The 17,364-nt window shown below is 72.7% G+C and carries 16 protein-coding genes; 9 read left to right on the top strand and 7 right to left on the bottom strand.

Going from position 1 to position 17,364, the window contains the following annotated elements; genetic code table 11:
* Positions 1 to 10: 10 nt before the first annotated feature.
* Positions 11 to 976, bottom strand: coding sequence for a DUF4232 domain-containing protein (locus ACZ5SK_RS28090; RefSeq protein WP_334576453.1), 966 nt, complete (start codon positions 974 to 976; stop codon positions 11 to 13).
* Positions 977 to 1,075: 99 nt separating this feature from the next.
* Entirely contained in the window at positions 1,076 to 1,999 is a 924-nt protein-coding gene (locus ACZ5SK_RS28085) for an LLM class F420-dependent oxidoreductase (RefSeq protein WP_334576455.1), read from the bottom strand.
* A 245-nt stretch (positions 2,000 to 2,244) separates the two neighbouring features.
* Between ACZ5SK_RS28085 and ACZ5SK_RS28080 the strand changes: the two genes are divergently transcribed.
* Complete coding sequence (locus ACZ5SK_RS28080) at positions 2,245 to 2,427, top strand: hypothetical protein (protein WP_334576457.1); 183 nt, start codon at positions 2,245 to 2,247, stop codon at positions 2,425 to 2,427.
* Positions 2,428 to 2,513: 86 nt separating this feature from the next.
* Here ACZ5SK_RS28080 and ACZ5SK_RS28075 read toward each other — a convergent pair whose 3' ends face one another.
* The 4 genes from ACZ5SK_RS28075 to ACZ5SK_RS28060 form a co-directional block, all read right to left on the bottom strand.
* A complete protein-coding gene (locus tag ACZ5SK_RS28075; RefSeq protein ID WP_334576458.1) occupies positions 2,514 to 2,993 on the bottom strand; it encodes a DUF6099 family protein in 480 nt (159 codons plus the stop codon).
* 200 nt (positions 2,994 to 3,193) lie between these two features.
* Complete coding sequence (locus tag ACZ5SK_RS28070) at positions 3,194 to 3,523, bottom strand: nucleotide pyrophosphohydrolase (protein WP_334576460.1); 330 nt, start codon at positions 3,521 to 3,523, stop codon at positions 3,194 to 3,196.
* Positions 3,520 to 4,794, bottom strand: coding sequence for an AAA family ATPase (locus tag ACZ5SK_RS28065; RefSeq protein WP_468576671.1), 1,275 nt, complete (start codon positions 4,792 to 4,794; stop codon positions 3,520 to 3,522). Before ACZ5SK_RS28065 ends, ACZ5SK_RS28070 begins: the two co-directional genes overlap by 4 nt.
* Positions 4,795 to 4,998: 204 nt before the next feature.
* Positions 4,999 to 5,388 carry a cell division protein SepF gene (locus ACZ5SK_RS28060; protein ID WP_334576464.1) on the bottom strand — a complete coding sequence of 130 codons (390 nt, stop codon included), beginning with the start codon at positions 5,386 to 5,388 and terminating at the stop codon, positions 4,999 to 5,001.
* Between the two features lie 192 nt (positions 5,389 to 5,580).
* Here ACZ5SK_RS28060 and ACZ5SK_RS28055 point away from each other — a divergent pair, with 192 nt between their 5' ends.
* Positions 5,581 to 7,353 (top strand): hypothetical protein, encoded by a 1,773-nt coding sequence (locus tag ACZ5SK_RS28055; RefSeq protein ID WP_468157443.1) that lies wholly within the window; start codon positions 5,581 to 5,583, stop codon positions 7,351 to 7,353.
* Positions 7,354 to 7,360: 7 nt separating this feature from the next.
* Here ACZ5SK_RS28055 and ACZ5SK_RS28050 read toward each other — a convergent pair whose 3' ends face one another.
* Entirely contained in the window at positions 7,361 to 7,876 is a 516-nt protein-coding gene (locus tag ACZ5SK_RS28050; protein ID WP_361705701.1) for a YceI family protein, read from the bottom strand.
* Positions 7,877 to 7,989: 113 nt separating this feature from the next.
* Here ACZ5SK_RS28050 and ACZ5SK_RS28045 point away from each other — a divergent pair, with 113 nt between their 5' ends.
* The 7 genes from ACZ5SK_RS28045 to ACZ5SK_RS28015 all read left to right on the top strand — a co-directional run bounded on the left by ACZ5SK_RS28045 (position 7,990) and on the right by ACZ5SK_RS28015 (position 16,736).
* Positions 7,990 to 8,556, top strand: coding sequence for a MarR family winged helix-turn-helix transcriptional regulator (locus ACZ5SK_RS28045; RefSeq protein ID WP_334576467.1), 567 nt, complete (start codon positions 7,990 to 7,992; stop codon positions 8,554 to 8,556).
* Between the two features lie 85 nt (positions 8,557 to 8,641).
* Positions 8,642 to 9,247 (top strand): RNA polymerase sigma factor, encoded by a 606-nt coding sequence (locus ACZ5SK_RS28040; RefSeq protein ID WP_334576468.1) that lies wholly within the window; start codon positions 8,642 to 8,644, stop codon positions 9,245 to 9,247.
* Positions 9,240 to 10,244, top strand: coding sequence for a hypothetical protein (locus tag ACZ5SK_RS28035; protein WP_334576470.1), 1,005 nt, complete (start codon positions 9,240 to 9,242; stop codon positions 10,242 to 10,244). Before ACZ5SK_RS28040 ends, ACZ5SK_RS28035 begins: the two co-directional genes overlap by 8 nt.
* Before the next feature lie 231 nt (positions 10,245 to 10,475).
* Positions 10,476 to 10,892: an SseB family protein gene (locus ACZ5SK_RS28030; RefSeq protein ID WP_334576472.1), complete on the top strand. Its 417-nt coding sequence runs from the start codon at positions 10,476 to 10,478 to the stop codon at positions 10,890 to 10,892.
* Positions 10,889 to 11,545 carry a hypothetical protein gene (locus ACZ5SK_RS28025; RefSeq protein ID WP_334576474.1) on the top strand — a complete coding sequence of 219 codons (657 nt, stop codon included), beginning with the start codon at positions 10,889 to 10,891 and terminating at the stop codon, positions 11,543 to 11,545. Before ACZ5SK_RS28030 ends, ACZ5SK_RS28025 begins: the two co-directional genes overlap by 4 nt.
* Before the next feature lie 2 nt (positions 11,546 to 11,547).
* Positions 11,548 to 16,269, top strand: coding sequence for a putative T7SS-secreted protein (locus tag ACZ5SK_RS28020; protein WP_468576670.1), 4,722 nt, complete (start codon positions 11,548 to 11,550; stop codon positions 16,267 to 16,269).
* Between the two features lie 137 nt (positions 16,270 to 16,406).
* Complete coding sequence (locus tag ACZ5SK_RS28015; RefSeq protein WP_319670998.1) at positions 16,407 to 16,736, top strand: hypothetical protein; 330 nt, start codon at positions 16,407 to 16,409, stop codon at positions 16,734 to 16,736.
* Positions 16,737 to 17,364 lie beyond the last annotated feature (628 nt).

Genomic DNA, 17,364 nt, shown 5'->3' with positions numbered 1-17,364 from the left:
TTTCCCCGCGCTACTGTGCGGCCCGTTTCCAGGCGCCGACGCCCAGTTTTCCGGTGGTCCCGAGGTCGAGGTGCGGGGTCACCGTCACGGGTGCGGCACCGGACTTCGCTCGGACGCGGACGTACGGGACGTTCACTGCGGTACCGGCTTCGGTGGTGTTGCGCCAGATCAGACCGGAGAGAGCGGTTTCGCCGGGTTTCAGGGTGAGGGGGCGGGGCGGGTCGTCGTAACCGGTTGCGCTGGAGATGCTGTCGCCGCCGTGCAGGATCCTGATTCCGTCGACCGGCTCGAGGTCCTCGTCCAGGAGGGTCAGTTCCGGGTAGCCGTTGAGGGTGTAGTCCTTGTTTCCGCAGTTTTCCAGGTGCAGTCCGACGACCCGCAGCCCCATGGCGGCGTCGCCGTCGTCGGCCGTGAGCCGGATGCCGGAGGGCGGGCAGACGCCCGCCTCGGCGGGTGCCTCGTTCGCGGGGACCTTGGTGACCTGGTCGACCTTCACCGTCGTCACCCCGGGGGCGCCCGGTGGCAGCGCGTCCATCTGGACGGTTCCCCGCACCGTCCGGCCCGCTCCCACCGCGCGCACCGTCTCGCGCCGGTTGCTCACGGCCCCGCCGTCGCTCGCCGTGAAGGAGAAGAGCACGGTGTACGTGTACGACTCCTTGCCGTCATTGGTGACCTCGTAGGCGGCGGAGACACCCCGGTCGCCGGAGAGTCCGGTGGGGAGGCGTTCGGCCCTGACGATGCCGTCGGGTGAGGTGGCGGTCGCGGAGGGAGAGGGGGAGGCCGAGGCCGAGGTGGACGGGATGGTCACCGAGGTGATCCGGACCCCGTCCACGGCGGGCTGGGTGACCTGGGTCCGCGGTGTTGATCCGTCCGCGCCGGCACCGCCGTTCCGCGTGCCGGCGCGTTCCGATCCGCATGCCGTGAGCAGCAGTGTGGCGGCGAGGGTGGCCGGGAGGAGGGGGGTGGGTCTGCGCATCCGGCCACCTCATCAGGGTCGCGCCCGGCCGACTGTGACGGAGGCCACACCTCCGGTCACAGCCGTGTCACAGCTGACCTCCCGGTCTTGGGAGCCGGCTTACGGGAGCTGGGCCTGCACCTGGGCGGAGATCAGCTCCAGGTGGTCCAGGTCGTGCAGGTCCAGGACCTGGAGGTAGATCCGCGTGGAGCCGGCCTCCATGTAGCGGCCGATCTTGTCGACGACCTCGGCCGGGGAGCCGGCCAGACCGTTGGTCTTCAGCTCGTCGACCTCTCGGCCGATCGCGGCGGCGCGCCGGGCGAGCTCCGCCTCGTCCTTGCCGACGCAGACGACGAGGGCGTTGGAGAGTGTGATCGCGTCGGCGTCGCGGCCGATCTCCGCCGCGGCGGCCCGTACCCGGCCGAACTGCCGCTCGCTGTCCTCGATCGTGCCGAACGGCATGTTGAACTCGTCGGCGAACCGGGCGGCCAGCCGCGGGGTGCGGGTCGCTCCCGTGCCGCCGATCAGCACCGGGATCTTCGGCTGCGCGGGCTTGGGCAGTGCGGGCGAGTCGGTGAGGTCGTAGTACGTGCCGTGGAATTCGAAGGTCTTGCCCAGCTGCGTGCCCCACAGGCCCGTGACGATCTCCAGCTGTTCCTCCAGGCGGTCGATCTTCTCCTTCGGGAAGGGAATGCCGTACGCCGTGTGCTCCGCCTCGAACCAGCCTGCGCCCAGGCCCAGTTCGACGCGTCCGCCGGACATCTGGTCCACCTGCGCGACCTGGATGGCGAGGACGCCGGGCAGCCGGAAGGTGCCGGCGGTCATCAGCGTGCCGAGGCGTATGCGCTTGGTCTCGCGGGCGAGGCCGGCGAGGGTGATCCAGGCGTCCGTGGGGCCCGGCAGGCCGCTCACGTCGCCCATCTTCAGATAGTGGTCAGACCGGAAAAAGGCATCGAACCCGAGGTCTTCGGTGGCCTTCGCCACGGTGAGGAGGGTGTCGTAGGTCGCGCCCTGCTGGGGCTCGGTGAAGATACGCAGATCCATGCCTCCATCCTGCACGCAGGGTTTCCCGTCGACCCCACCGGTCCCCCGGGCCCCGCCGCTCCCCTGTCGGGTGAAAAACGCCCGTGCCGTGCGTGGGGGGTTGCCCGGCCCAGTGACCTGCCTCAACAGTGATCGTTGGCGTGGGCGGAGCCGGCCCGCCCGGCGCCCGCGCCCGGCTGGTCAGCGCCGGGACGTCACCCGCATCGGCCCTCCTCACAAGGGGGGCCAGGGCCGAGGAGGCCGTCATGTCCGAAGAGACCGTGCCGCAGCAGGGCGGGGGCGCCGCCGCAGCCCGGCCGAAGGGGTTGTTGCAGCAGATGGAGGAGCTCATGGCGGCGTTGAACGCGGATCTTTCGGCACTGGACGCGGACTTCCAGTCGACCGGGGGCGCGCGGCGGACTGCGAGCGAGGAGGGCGGCGCGGACTGAGCCCCCCTCCCGTCCCGCGCCCAGCCCGCCGGGTCTTCTTCCCCGCGCTCAGCCGGCCGGGTCTTCTTCCTTCCCGGTCACCGTGCTCACCGTTCCGGCAGGGCGCCCTCTCTCTCCTCGCGTTCCTCTCTCGCCGCCAGCTTGCGCAGCATCTCCAGGACCCGGTCCCTGGACTCGTCCGCCGCGTCGATGGCCTCCATGCACTGCCAGTACGTGCCCTGGTCGTCCGCCGAACTCGCCAGGCCCACCAGGGCGATGCCGACCTCGCCGAGCAGGCCGCCCAGGTCGAGCAGGGCCCGGCGGGCGTCGTCCAGTGCGGTGAGCCGGGCGGCGAGCAGGTCCCCGGTGTCGAGGTCCGGCGCCCCCAGCGCACCGCAGCCTCGGCCGGCCAGTTCCGTCAGCCCCAGGGCCTCGCCGCGCAGTTCGGGCGGGCCCGAGACGGCGAGGCGGCTGCCGATCGCCTGCGCCAGGGCCTGCGCCTGCCACACCTCCCTGAGGATCTCCGCTCCTGCGCTGCTTCCCGCGAGCGCACGCCTGCTCGTGAGGATGAGCCGCACCGCGTCCATGCGCTGCCCCCGTCTGCCCCGACGTGCTCTGCGCACGTCCGCCCGAATACCGTGCCCACTACCCAGAGTGAGGGTCTGTGGGGCGAAAAGCCAGAGGAAGGGGGAAATCTGTGGACAACAAATCGGTTTCGGTCCGCCCGATGACCACGGAGAGTGAAACCGGATCGGATGGCTCCCGTGCGAGAGGCGGCGAGGGGCCGTTACGGCGCCGGGAACCTGCGCTCGTTGCGGTCGATCTTCGCGTCCAGGGCGGTCAGCGGATCGATCCCCAGCACTTCGCACAGTTGCAGCAGATACGCGAGCACGTCGGCGACCTCGTCCGTCACGCGGTGCGCGGTGTCCGGGTCGTCCATCACGCGTGCCGACTCCTCCGGCGTCAACCACTGGAAGATCTCGACCAGTTCGGACGCCTCCACGCTGAGCGCGGCGACGAGGTTCTTGGGGGTGTGGAAGGGCTGCCAGTTCCGCGCGGCCGCGAACTCGGCCAGTCTGCGCTGCAGCTTCGCCACGTCCAGGTGTTGTTCTGTCACGGACCCAGGTGTACCACCGTCACTCCCTCCGTCCGGGCGGCCCAGGACCCGTCGCTGACCGCGCCGACGCAGCGGATGTGGCCGCGTTCGGCCATCCGCACCGCGAGCCGCAGCAGTTCGGCGCGCTGCGTCACGTCGAGGCCCCGGTCGAGGCCGTCGGCGAGGAGGGTGAGGGTCTGCATCGCGGCGGGCACCTCGCCGGCCGGGTCCACATCGAGGACTCCCGGCCCGGTGAGCAGCACCAGTGCGAGGGCGACGTAGCGCAGCTCGCCGTATCCGAGCCGGGCGAGTTCCGTGCGGGTGCCGTCGGCGCGGTCGAGCACCGCGCGGACCGTGCCGTCGGCAAGCGGCTCGGCGCGCAGGTCCACGACCGCTCGTCCCGCGACCCGGCCGGCTCCTGCGGACAGCGCGGCCACCAGTTGCGCGTGCCGCCGGCCGCACTCCTCTCGGGTGCGCCACAGGACGTCGGCGAGGTTGTCGCAGCCCGCGAGGAGCCGGCCGGAGCCGGTGGGGACGGGGGAGCCCATCCAGTCGGGCTGCGGATCGCAGGCGAAGACGGACCGCAGGGCGACGACCATCTGTTCGGCGGCGGCGAGCACCTGCCGTTGTCCGTCGGTCTTGCCGGCCACGCGCAGCGGCAGCAGCGCGGTGCCGAGGCTGTCGTCGGGCAGCGGGGCGCGCGTCACCGGCGCGGGGCCGCCGGTGTGCCAGGCGGCCTGCACCGTGCGGCGGCCGGGATCGCGCAGGGCCGTCTCCAGCAGGACGACGCCGCCCGCGCTCAGCCGCTCCCCCACGATGCGCAGATCGGGCTCGGCCTGCACGGCGATGTCGAGCCGGACCGGTCCGCCGGGTCCCTCGGCCGTGCATCCGATACGGAACCCCCGGCGGTGCTGGGCGTCGGGCCTGGCCCCCTGCGGCACGCACGCGGCCGGATCGGCGAAGACCTCGGCCAGCCGGGCCCCGCCGCCGAGCCGCGCCAGCGCCTCGTACGCCCCCAGCGCACTGCTCTTACCGCTCCCGCTGGCCCCGACGAACAGCGTGACGGCCCCGAGCGGATACCGGGCCCGGCGATGCCCCGCGAAGGCGGAGAGCCGCAGCTCGGTGACACAGGGCCGGACGTGGCGCACCGGCGCGGAGGCCGTGGACGGCTCCTTCGCGGGCGGCCCCGCGGGCGGTCCCTGCGCGGGCACGGTGGGCGAGGCGTCCCCGACGGGCGGCCCGTCGGACGCGGCGTGCGGTGAGGGCGCGGAGGAGGTGAACGGCGAGGCCATATGCGGACGGTAGGACTCCGCCACCAGGCGAACCGTTCCGCCGCGACAAGCTTCCTACGATCGGGGGACCGCGAGGGGCGGGCTCGAAGCGGCGGGCGGCCGGGGCAGGCCGACGCGCGCCCGCGCGGGCGCACCCGGTTGTGCGGGCGCGCCCCGGGCGTCGGCCATGGCGCGCCCCGCGCCGGGATGTCAGGCGCCGAAGTGTCAGGCGCCGGGGCTGCCCGCTCCCTCCATGATGCCGCTGACCTCGGTGCCCGGTGGGGTCAGGAGGAAGACGTTGCGGTCGACCCGGTGCATGCCGCTGGCCAGGCCGAAGACGACGCCGGTGGAGAAGTCCAGGACGCGCTTGGCGGTGTCGGTCTCCGCGCCCGTCAGGTCGAGGAGGACCGGGATGCCCGCCATCAGCGTCTCGGCGACCTCGCGGGCGTCCGCGAAGACGTTGACCCGCAGCACGACGAAGCGGCGCCGGGTCTCCGTCTCTGCGTCGGGCAGCGCGCGATGGTCCACCGCCGAGGGCCACGCGTCCCGGCCGCGCAGCGGAACGACCTGAGCGAGCCCTTCCCACTGTTCATCGGTGACGTCGTAACGGCTCACCGGTACCCCCCGAACTGACTCGCCTTCAATGCGTGCACCAGCCAATTCTTACGCCAAGTCACCCGTTCGGCCCAACAGCGACACGGACCGCCACCGCCCCGGTCCGCGCACAGCGGCTTCTCACCCCCGCTACACCGGAACCTCCACCTCCAGGTGCACCCCGTTCACCAGCCCTGATTACGTTGCGGAACCGTGTACTTGGCAGAGACCCCGCTGGTGACACCCGGCCGCACGCCAGATCCGGCGGCGCCCGCCGTTCAGGAGCCGCCCGCCGTTCAGGAGCCGCCCGCCGTTCAGGAGCCGCCCGAGCAGTGGCATCGCGTGCTGACCCTGCTCTGCGCCGTCAGCCTCTTCATCGGCACCCGCGCGATCTGGACGCAGGCGGCCAGTCACCGGCTGGTCGTCGCCGCGGTCATCTCGCTGTGCTACGTGTCGATCCTGGTCTGCGGGGTGCTCGCGACGACCGTGCGGCGCGGCCGTTCGCTGGCCCGCGTCGACCTGTGCGTGCTGCTGACCGCGGTGACGCTCGTGCTGTGCGCGTGGGTGATGAACCCGCACGGCAACGACGAGGCGGTGCTCACCGCCCAGGCGGCCCGGGCGATCGTCGACGGCGACCCCGTCTACGGACAGCCGTGGCCCTGGCTCTTCGGGCACGGCATCTCGCTCACCCCCACGATGCACGGCGGCTACGACTACACGTACGGCTATCCCCCGCTCGCCCCGCTGCTGACCGCGCCGCTCCTGTGGATCGGGCCCGACGGCGTCCCGGCGACCGCCATGGGCACCGGCGCGCTCGTGGTCGGCGCGGTGGTGCTGTGGCGGATGCTGCCCACGCCGTGGCGGCCGGCGGCGACGATGGTGTGCCTGGGGTTCTCGTTCCTGCCGATGTTCGGGCGGCAGGGCTACCCGGCGATCGTGGCGTTGGCGCTGCTGATCCCGGTGGTGGTGCGCTGGCCGCGGATCGGGCGGGGCGGTCGGCTCGGCGGGGCCGGGATCGCTCGGGCGGCGTGCCTCGGCGCGGCGTGCGCCGCGCAGCAACTGCCGTGGTTCGTCACGCCGTTCCTGCTGGCCGGGCTCTACGCGGTGCGCCGCGGCGAGCTGGGTCCGCGAGCGGCGGCGGGCGTGCTGCTGCGGGTCGCCGGAGTCGCCGTCACCGTATGGCTGCTGATCAACGCGTACTTCGTCGTGCGCGAGCCCCGGAACTGGCTCGGCGGGATCGTGCTGCCGCTCACCCAGGACGCGATCATCCACGGGCAGGGCCTGGTGGGCGTCTCGCTGTACTACACGGACGGCAGCGACCGGCTCGCCTGGTACGGCCATGCGAGCAAGCTGCTCGTGGCGGGGCTGCTGGTGCTGTACGTGCTGTTCGTGCGGCGGCTCGGTCCGGCGGCGACCGTGCTGCCCTGGTTCGCCTTCTTCCTGGCGACGCGCTCCCAGGACGGCTACTACCAGCTGATGACGCCGCTGTGGCTGGCGGCCGCGGTCACCGCGCCCCTGTCGGAGTTCGCCGGCGCGTGGCAGCCGCGTCCGCGCCCGCTGGCGGGAGCGCGGCGGCGGCCGGCCCGGATCGCCGCGGCCGTGCTGGTCGTCCTCCCGGCTCTGGCGAGCGCGGCGGCGGGGGCGACGGGGAGTCCGCCGCTGGACATGCGGCTCGCATCGGTCCGGCGGGCCTCGTCGACTGCCGTGTCCCTGCTGGCAGTTCGGGTTGAGAACACCGGCGACGACGCCCTCGCGCCCCACTTCACGCTCACCACCGGGCAGGGCTTCTCGCCGTACTGGACGATCGAGAAGGGCCCCCGCACGCTGTCCGCGCACACCACGGCCGTCTACGAAATCCGGCCGCCGTCAGGGAAGTTCCGCTTCCCGCGTGCCGGCGTACGGGTCCGGCTGCGGGCCTTCACGGGGGCGCCGCAGACGTTGTCGAGCAGGGACGTGACCAAAGCCCTTCGCACACCGTTGAATTGACGGAGTGTCAGGCCACTGTGCGGGTGAAGCGGAGGGTGGCGGTGACGGTGGTCAGGCCGCGGATCATGCCCATCTGGTTCCAGCCGAGCCCGAACTCGCTGCGGTCCACGGTGAATTCGGCGTCCAGGGTGACGGCGTCGGCGTCCGCCTGGCTCAGTCGCGCGGTGAACGACTGCGGACGGCTGATGCCGCGCGCGGTCAGCTGACCGGACACCTTCACCGAGCTGTCGGCGCCGAGGGTGGCGGAGCGCACCGCGAAGGTGATCTCGGGGTGGTTGTCGACGTCGAAGAAGTCCGCGCCGCGCAGGTGCGTGTCCCGCTTGGCGTTCTTCGTGTCGAGGGAGGCCGCGTCCAGGGTCAGGGTGCCGGTGGCGGCGCCGTCGGCGCCCACCTCGCCCCCGCCGGTGACGGCGGCGAAGACGCCCTTGACGGTGACCAGGCCCCACATCGTCTTGTGCTTCAGGGCGACGGTGGAGGCGCCTGCGTCGAGCTGCCACAGTCCGGTTTCCACGGCGACGGTCATGGCGTTCTCCTTGGTGATCCAAATTTGGATGATGCTGTGCGACCACGGTAGCCGGTCATCCAAATCTGAACAACCAGGTGGTGCAAATTTGGACTACGGATACAATCGAAACCATGGCAGAGCCCGCTGAACACCCCGTCGACCTGCCCCCCTGTCCGTCCTCGCCGGACGCCGGGAGCGGGCTGCTGCCACCCGAGCTGCGCGGCTGGATGCTGCTGCTGGCCGCGACGGGGGCGGTGGAACAGCGTCTGCGGACGGTGGTCAAGGAGCGGCTCGACGTCTCGCACGACGAGTTCCTGGTCCTGTGTCTGCTGGCGGAGCAGCCCCGGCAGGGCCTGCGGATGACCCGGATCGCGGAGCTGCTGGGGCGCCCCAAAACCCGGCTGACGTATCAGATCGCCTGCCTCCAGCACGCCGGCCTGGTGTCCCGTCAGTCGGTCTGCGGCGACAAGCGCGGCATAGAGGTCACCCTCACCGACAAGGCCCGCCGGCTGCTGCGCGAGGCGGGCGACACGCTCGCCGAGACGGTCACCGAGGCGCTGGCCCATGTCATGGGTCCCGAGCAGTGCGCCGCGCTGAGCTGGCTGATTCCGGGCGCGGCCGGCCAGGAGACGGCGGGGACAGCGGGGACAGCAGCGGAGCCGGAGCCCGCCGCGGCCTCCGACCGAGTCCGGCCGTGAACCCTTTCGGGGACTGCGGGTAATGAGGGGTGTCGCCCATCGACCGATGAGGTGACGGCCCGTCGACCGCAGACACGGAGACCGTGTGAACAGTCCACCCGCCAGACCCGACGGCGACGCCCGCGTCATCGCCGACTCCCTGGACCAGCCCGAGCTCTTCGGCGAGCTCTACCAGCGGCACGCGGCCGTGATCCACCGGTACGCGGCCCGCCGGCTGGGCGAGGAGGCGGCCGAGGACATCACCGCCGACACCTTCCTGAGCGCGTTCCGCACGCGCAGGCGCTACGACCTGGCGCGTCCCGATGCCCGCCCCTGGCTGTACGGCATCTCCGCCAACCTCATCGGGAAGCAGCGCCGTGCCGAGGTCCGGGCGCTGCGCGCGCTCGCCCGCACCGGAGTCGACCCGGTGGCCGCGTCCTGGACCGACCGCAGTGACAGCCGGGTCACCGCCCATGCCGTCCAAGGGCCGCTGGCCGGTGCGCTGGCCGGGTTGTCGCGGGGCGACCGGGACGTCCTGCTGCTGGTCGCCTGGGCCGACCTCGGCTACCAGGAGGTCGCCGAGGCCCTGTCCATCCCGGTGGGCACGGTGCGCTCGCGCCTCAACCGGGCCCGCAGGAAGGTCCGCCACGCCCTCGGGGGAGTCGACCCCACCCTCGTACACGACGCCACGGAGATGATCGGCCATGGATGAGATGACGCCCGTCCGCGGCCTGCGGGCCGACGCTCCCGTACCCGACCACGCCCGGCTCACCCCGGCCCGGCAGCGCCTGCTGGCCGAGATCGCCGGACCACGCCGCGACCGTTCCGGCTGGCGGCTCAAGACCCTGGGCGCGGTCGCCGCGGTGGTGGCCGTGGCGTCGCTGTCCACGGTGACGCTGCGAGCGGACCACTCGGCGCCGGCGAAGCCCGCGCCCCGGCCGAACCAGTGGGTGTACCAGCATGTCCGGGTAGACGGATGGCAGTGCGCCTATGCCAAGAGCGGCGGCGAGTACAGCGAGATCGGCGTGCTCGATCTGTATCCCGGCCACGGCCGGGCCTGCAACGCCACGCCGACGACGTCCCGGTCGTCGGACCGGTGGGTCCGGTACGACGGCGACGTGTTTGCCGGACCGGGCTCGGGCGGGCAGGGAACCGACGATGTGCGCACTGCCGCCGCCCTCGGTCCCCCCGCCAGGAGGATGCTCGCGCCGCAGGACATGGACGCCCTCGTGGCCACGCTCCCCGACGACCCCGACGCCGCCCTGCGGACGATCCTGAAGAAGTCCGTGCCCAGCCGGTCGACCAGCGCAGGGCGGCTGACCCAGGCCCAGCGCGACTTCGACGAGATCCTGGAGGTCCTCTCCGGATCCACCGACCTCCCGCCGGACAAGGCGCGCACGATCTACCGGATCATCATGAGCCTGGACGAAGTGACCAAGCCGGTGAAGGTGACCGACGGGGCGGACCGGACCGTCCTCGCGATCGGCGTCGACGGCAACTTCCGTGACTACTCCTACCAGCGCAACGGCATCCAGGTCCTGCTCGACCCGGAGACGTACGCCTACCGAGGCGTCCGGTGGGTGGCCGGCCTCGACTACTACGTGGGCGGCAAGTCCTCCGGGGGCCCGTTCGTCGCGAAGGGCACGGTGATCGCCACGGATACCCGTGTCTCCACCGAGATCGTCGACGGGCCGGGGAAGCGCGGCTGACGGCGTCCGCGAGCGCGTCCAGCAGCGCGGCCCGCCCGGGAAGTGCCCGAAGAGCGTACGTCGTACGGGGCCGGAGGCGTTGCGTCGCTGCGGCTCGCGGGCCACGGAGTGGTGCACGGGAGATCTCGGTGGTTCGGCACGAACGACGGGGGCGCCCGTTGAGAACCACCCGTTCCTTCGCGCGCGTCCTGCTCTACGGTGCCAGGAGTCACCGACGACCGGGGAGGAACCGTGCAGCAGCCGAGGGCGGCACTCGCCGAACGGATAGCCGAGCGGAGAAACGGGGGCGACGACCCCCGTGCGCTGGTCGGCGAGATGAGGCGCTCGGTCCTTCTGGTGCCGGTGGCCGACGGAGGTCTGTGGTCGGTGCGTTCGGGCGGGGTGCGGTGGATCTGCGGATTCACCGACGAGGCCGCACTGGCCCGGTTCGCCCTCCGCCACGGGCCCGCCGACCAGCCCCTGGAGTACGCGGCGCTGCTGGGCGCGCGCATCGTCGACGAGATCGTGCCCACGCTGGGCGAGCCCGCCGGTCTCGCCGTCGACATCGCCACCGAGGACGGGTCGATGTTCTTCCCGCCGGTCGTCGGCATCGTGCCGGACGCGGTCGCCGTCGACGCCGGCGAGCCGGGAGAGGGGCCGCGGTCATGAGCGGTGACGGACCGGACCTGAAGCTCGACAAGGCGTCCGTCGCCAAGTTCACCCAGGGGGTGGGCGCGACCATCGACCAGCTCGGCGAACTCGGCGGGCCGACGGGCTCGGTGATGGGAAAGGGCTTCTCGGAGCTGGCGATGACGGGGATGGAGGCCGGGCACCACGGCCTCTCGGTCGACTTCGAGGACTTCTGCGAGCGCTGGGAGTGGGGCGTGCGCGCCCTGGTGCACGACGCGAGCGAGCTCGCGAACCGTCTCGGCCTCGCGGCGGGCACCCAGTGGGAACACGACCAGTACATCGCGGGGGCGCTCAAGGTGGGCGTCAACTCCGCGTTCGGTGGGAACCCGCACGCCAGTGAGGAGGAGATCGCCCGGCAGGACTGGGGCGACGTCTTCACCCCGGACTACCTGAACCCGGACTGGAGCGCGGAGTCGTTCGACAAGGCCGGTCAGGACATGGCGCAGACCTGGAAGGACACCGGCCGCACCGTTCTCACCGAAGGCGAGGGCGGCATGCGGGCGCAGATCCTCAACGACGCGCTCGGCGTCTCCGACGACCAGTGGAACCAGGCGCTGGACGACACCTTCGGCCCGTCGCCGGAGCAACGCGCGCAGCAGGAACGGCAGCAGGGCGGCTCCGGGGGGAACTGACGGTGGGCATCGGCGACTTCATCAGTGACATCACGCCCGACGCGGTCGAGGACGCGGTCGAGGACGGCGTCGAATGGGTCGGCAACCGGGTCGAGGACGCGGGCAACTGGACCGCCGACCGGCTGGACGACATCGGCTGGGAGTCCGGCGCGGACTGGGTGCGCGAGCAGTCCCGTTCGGTCGCCAACCGGCTCGGCGCCGAGGTCGACGAGATGGACCTCGGGCAGACCGAGGACAAGACCAAGCTGATCTACGGCAGCCCCGGCAAGATCACCTCCACCGCGGCGAAGCTGCGCGCCTTCCAGTCGTCCTTCGACAGCGCGGGCGACGGTCTCAGGGGCCTCGACTCGTCCCGGCTGAAGGGTGAGACGGCCGACGCGCTGCGCACCGCGGTCAGCACCCAGCCGCCCAAGTGGTACGCGGCCGCCGACGCCTGCACGAAGGCGGTCGACGCGCTGGAGGCGTTCGCCGACACCGTCACCTGGGCGCAGGGACAGGCGCAGCTGGCGATCGACAAGTGGAAGGAGGGCGCGAAGGCTTCCGAGGACGCCGCCGACGCCCACCGCAAGAAGGTCGACGACTACAACGGCGCCGTCGACCGCTACAACGCCCAGCCCGCGGACGAACGCGACCCGGCCTCGCTCCCGCCCAGGCCCGCGGCGACGTTCGACGACCCCGGCAAGAAGCTGATGAAGGAGGCCCAGGACCTTCTCGCCGACGCCCGCACACAGCGCAACTCGGCGGCGGAGACCGCCCGCACGGCGGTCCGCGCCGCCCGCGACATGGCCCCTCAGAAGCCGTCCTACGCCGAGCAGCTGGGCGACGGCGTCCAGGAGCTGCAGCTGATGGGCGACCACGTCGGCGGCGGTCTCATCAAGGGCACGGCGGGGCTGCTCAACTTCGTCCGCAGCGTCAACCCGATGGACCCGTACAACATCACGCACCCCGCCGAGTACGCCACGTCCCTCAACAGTCTGGCCGCCGGTCTGGTGGTCGCCGCCAACGACCCGGTCGGCACCGGCAAGCAGATGATCGGCGACTTCATGAAGGACCCGGCCGAGGGCTTCGGCCGGCTGCTGCCCGACGTGGCGCTGACCGTGGCCACCGGTGGCGGCGGCGCCGCGGTGAAGGGCGTGCGCATCGCCGAGGACGCCGCCGACGCGGCGCGGCTGCGCCGGCTGCTCGACGACGCCCCCGAGGGGACCCACCACCGTCCGGACGTCGAGCGCACCACCGACGGCACCGACCCGGTGGACCTGGCCTCGGGCCGGATGTTCCTGCCCCAGACCGATCTGGAGATCCCCGGCATCCTGCCGCTGCTCTTCACCCGCCGCACCGAGTCCGGCACGGCGACCGGCCGCTTCCTGGGAGCCGCCTGGTCGTCCACCGTCGACGAACGCCTGCAGATCGACGCGATCGGCGTCGTCCACGTCACCGCCGACGGGCTGCTCGTCCCGTACCCGCACCCGGTGCCCGGCGCGCCCACCCGGCCGCGGTCGGGCCGCTCCCGCACCCTGCTGGCCCGGGACGCCGACGGCGACTACACGGTCACCGACCCCGACACCGGTCTGACCCGCCGCTTCACCGCCCCGCCCGGCGGCGAGGCGGGCGGCGACGGCACGGCCTGGCTGTCGGCCGTCGCCGAACGCAACGGCCACACCATCATGATCGACCGCGCCGAGGACGGGCTGCCGCTGGCCCTCGTCCACTCGGCGGGCCACCGGGTGCGGCTGTCCGTCGCCGACGGCCGGGTCACCGCCCTGTCCCTGGCCGACGCGGGCGAGGACGGCACGGACCTGCCGGTGCTGGGCTACGGCTACGAGGACGGCAACCTCACCACGGTCACCAGGCCGTCCGGCGCCGTCACCACGTTCCGCTACGACGAACGCCGCCGCGTCATCGCCTGGATCGACTCGGGCGGCCGCCGCTACGACTACGTGTACGACGACCGCGACCGCGTCGTCGCCGAGGGCGGCGAGGCCGGGCACGTCCAGATCAGCCTGGCCTACACCGAACCGGACGCCGCGACCGGCCACCGCACGACGGTCCTGACCACCCCCGACGGCGGCACCACCCGCCATCTCATCGGCCCCGGCTGCCGCGTCCTCGCCACCACCGACCCGCTCGGCCACACCACCCGGTTCGCCTACGACCCGCGCGGCAACCTCCTGACCCGCGTGGACCCGCTCGGGCGTACCACCGTGTTCTCCTACGACGAGGAGGGCCGGCTCGTCGCGGTCGCCCGTCCCGACGGCACCGAACTCCGTGTCGTACGCGGCCCGTCGGGCCTGCCCACGGAGCGTCACGACCCGGACGGCGCGCGGTGGCTCCAGGAGTTCGACGAGCGAGGGAACCGCACGGCGGTCACCGACCCGGCCGGCCGCACCACCCGCTACGCCTACGACGCGTCCGGGCTGCTGACGTCCGTCACGGACGCCCTGGGGGCCAGGACCGTCGTGCGCTGCGACGGGGCCGGCCGGCCGGTGGCCGTGACCGACCCGGTCGGCGGCACCACCCTCCTGGAACGCGACGCCTTCGGCCGTCCGGTCCGCATCACCGACCCGGTGGGCGCCGTCACCCGCCTCCAGTGGCACGCCGACGGCCGGCTCGCCCGGCGCACCGGCCCCGACGGCGCCACCGAGTCATGGACCTACGACGGCGAGGGCAACTGCCTCACCCACACCGACGCGGCGGGCGGAGTGTCCCGCTTCGAGTACACCCACTTCGACCTGCTCGCCGCCCGCACCCTCCCCGACGGCGCCCGGTACGAGTTCGAGCACGACGCCGGCCTGCGCCTCACCCGGGTCACCGACCCGCAGGGGCTCGTCTGGACGTACGGCTACGACCTGGCCGGCCGGCTGGTCCGCGAGACCGACTTCGACGGCCGCACCGTCGCCTACGGCCTCGACGCCGCCGGACAGCTCACCACCCGGACCGATCACCTCGGCGGGGTGGCCGCCTACGCCTACGACGAGCTCGGCCGGGTGCTGCGCAAGGAGGTCGCGGGCCGGGTCACCGTCCACGCCTACGACCGCGCCGGACGCCTGGTCCAGGCGTCGAGTCCGGACAGCGAACTGGTGCGCCGCTACGACCGGTGCGGCCGGCTCAAGACCGAACTCGTCGACGGCCGCGCCCTGGAGCACGCCTACGACGCGGCCGGCCGCCGCGTCCGTCGCACCACCCCCACCGGGCTGGTCACGAGCTACGCCTACGACGCCGCGGGCCGCCCCACCCTGCTGACCTCGGGGGGCCACGACATCGCCTTCGCGCACGACGCGGCCGGACGCGAAGTGGAACGCGTCTTCGCCGGCATCGTCACCCAGGCCTGCGCGTGGGACGAGGCCGGCCGGCTGTCCGCGCAGCACCTCACCGCCGGTTCACGCACCCTCAACGAGCGCACGTACGGCTACCGCGCCGACGGCCGTCTCACCGCGACCGCCGACCGGCTGTCGGGGGCGCGCACCTTCGACCTGGACCCGGCGGGCCGGGTCACCGCCGTCCACGCACACGGCTGGAGCGAGCGGTACGCCTACGACGCGAGCGGCAACCAGTCCTCGGCCCACTGGCCCGACTCGCACCCCGGCCACGAGGCCACCGGCCCGCGCACCTACACCGGCACCACCGTCACGCGGGCGGGTGACGTCCGCTTCGAGCACGACGCCCTCGGCCGTGTCACCCTGCGTCAGAAGACCCGCCTCTCCCGCAAACCGGACACCTGGCGCTACACATGGGACGCCGAGGACCGCCTCACCCGCGTCGTCACCCCCGACGGCACCCGGTGGCGCTACCGCTACGACCCCCTGGGCCGGCGCACCGCCAAGCAGCGCCTCGCGGCGGACGGCGAGACCGTGACGGAGGAGGTCCGGTTCACCTGGGACGGCCTGACGCTCTGCGAACAGACCACCGTCTCCGGCGACCTGCCCCGTCCGGTGGCGCTGACCTGGGAGCACCGCGGGCTCGTGCCCCTCGCGCAGACCGAACGCATCCTCACCGCCGACGCCCGTCAGCAGGAGACCGACCGCCGTTTCTTCGCCATCGCGACGGACCTCATCGGCGCCCCCACCGAGCTGATCGACGAGTCCGGCGACATCGCCTGGCGCACCCGCGCCACGCTGTGGGGAACCACCGCCTGGTCCCGCTCCAGCACGGCCTACACCCCGCTGCGCTTCCCCGGCCAGTACTACGACCCGGAGACCGGCCTCCACTACAACCTCTTCCGCCACTACGACCCGCAGACCGGCCGGTACGCCTCCCCGGACCCGCTGGGGCTCTCGCCGGCGCCGAACCCGGTCGCCTACGTGCCCAACCCGCACACCCTCTGCGACCCCTTCGGCCTCTCGCCGTACAAGAACGGCGAGGGCCCGACCATCGGCGAGTACACGTCCAAGGGCGAGGGGCAGGACCTCAAACGCTCCGCGATGGTGGGCGACGACCAGTGGCACTTCAACACCGGCCACGGCTACGACCGGGCCCACACCGGTCCGGGCGGAACCACGAACGACCTGCGCACCACCGACCTGAAGCCCGACCAGATCGAACAGGCGATCGTCTCCGACGTGTACGGCTACATGAAGGACGGCGGAGTCGTCCCCCGAGCCGGCAGCCCCGGTTTCGCCGGCCCGCTCGACCGGTCGATCCAGATGGACGGCCACGACATCGGCTACCGGGTCATCCAACGCCCCGACGGCGCCTACCAACTGTCCACGTACTGGCTCAACCCGTGAGCCGACGCCCTCTCAGCCGACACGTACCGCCCGGCACGTCGTAGGAGATACCGTCAGGTGCGGCAGGTGCGGCAGGTGACGATCCGCGAGAGGCGGACACAACCCGCCGATTCCCCCATCCCCAGGAGAAGCGAGAGATGCCCGACCCGACCCCCGCCGCCAGGAGCCTCGGCCAGGCGATCGACGCCGCCGACAGCCGCGCCGTCAACGAAGCGGCCCGTGACTTCATCGAGAAACTCACCTTCGCGACGGCCGACGAGATCCTCGCCATGCTCCGGGACGTCCTCGCCGAGGACTGGATGGCCCTGCCCCCCTGGGCCCGCAACCTCGCCTACCGCCTGGCCTGTCTGCAACGCCCCGACGACCCCCGGCTCCTGCGCGAAGCAGCCGCAGACCTGCTGTCCTTCGGCCCCGACTGGGACGCCTTCGCCGAAGACCTAAAAAAGCGCGCGGCGGAACTGGAGTAGACCCGGGGTTTCCCCGGCACGCCTCACGTGGCAGGCGTGAGCGAGGTCTGTCGGCCGTCACCCCCGGCGTGCACGATCGGCCGCATGACGATCACCGCGGGCGCGCCGCCCACGCACGCCACGCCCGCTGATCTCGCGGGATCGTGGTGGTCGCGTATCCGCCGGACCGGCCGTGGAAGGTGCGGATCGTGAAACGCCCGACGCCGGAGTGGGAGGACCGGGCGGCCGGGGCGCGCCTGGACTCGGCGCCCGGTCCGGCCATGAAGAGCGATCCCCCGGGGGGGCTGCGTCGGCGGTCTCCTCACGCTCCTCGGCCTGCTGCTCGGCGCGGCCGCCGTGCTCCTGCTGTTCCGCGCCGACCTGTTCGGCCCGGACGAAAGCGGCGCCTCGCCGCGGCCGTCCGTGTCCTCCTCGTCGTCCACGACCACCGTGACGTCGGCCACCGGCACGGTCACCCTCGGTCCGGGCCGGTCGATGCTCGACCAGGGCGAACTCCGCAGGGCCGTCGAGTCGTTGACGCGGAACGGGGGCAAGCGCCAGGCGCTCACCGTCGTCGTACAGGACCGCACGCTGGCGGTCGTCTTCTCCCCCACCGGTGTGAAGACACCCGGGTTCGACCCGCGTTCCC

Source organism: Streptomyces sp. NPDC031474 (assembly GCF_055581185.1).
Note: the sequence above shows the minus strand (reverse complement) of the source record. Positions and strands in the feature narration are given on the sequence as shown.

Coding starts and splice junctions, on each gene's coding strand:
- ACZ5SK_RS28090 (WP_334576453.1), bottom strand. CDS start 976: ATGCGCAGACCCACCCCCCTCCTCCCGGCCACCCTCGCCGCCACACTG.
- ACZ5SK_RS28085 (WP_334576455.1), bottom strand. CDS start 1,999: ATGGATCTGCGTATCTTCACCGAGCCCCAGCAGGGCGCGACCTACGAC.
- ACZ5SK_RS28080 (WP_334576457.1), top strand. CDS start 2,245: ATGTCCGAAGAGACCGTGCCGCAGCAGGGCGGGGGCGCCGCCGCAGCC.
- ACZ5SK_RS28075 (WP_334576458.1), bottom strand. CDS start 2,993: ATGGACGCGGTGCGGCTCATCCTCACGAGCAGGCGTGCGCTCGCGGGA.
- ACZ5SK_RS28065 (WP_468576671.1), bottom strand. CDS start 4,794: ATGGCCTCGCCGTTCACCTCCTCCGCGCCCTCACCGCACGCCGCGTCC.
- ACZ5SK_RS28050 (WP_361705701.1), bottom strand. CDS start 7,876: ATGACCGTCGCCGTGGAAACCGGACTGTGGCAGCTCGACGCAGGCGCC.
- ACZ5SK_RS28045 (WP_334576467.1), top strand. CDS start 7,990: ATGGCAGAGCCCGCTGAACACCCCGTCGACCTGCCCCCCTGTCCGTCC.
- ACZ5SK_RS28035 (WP_334576470.1), top strand. CDS start 9,240: ATGGATGAGATGACGCCCGTCCGCGGCCTGCGGGCCGACGCTCCCGTA.
- ACZ5SK_RS28025 (WP_334576474.1), top strand. CDS start 10,889: ATGAGCGGTGACGGACCGGACCTGAAGCTCGACAAGGCGTCCGTCGCC.
- ACZ5SK_RS28015 (WP_319670998.1), top strand. CDS start 16,407: ATGCCCGACCCGACCCCCGCCGCCAGGAGCCTCGGCCAGGCGATCGAC.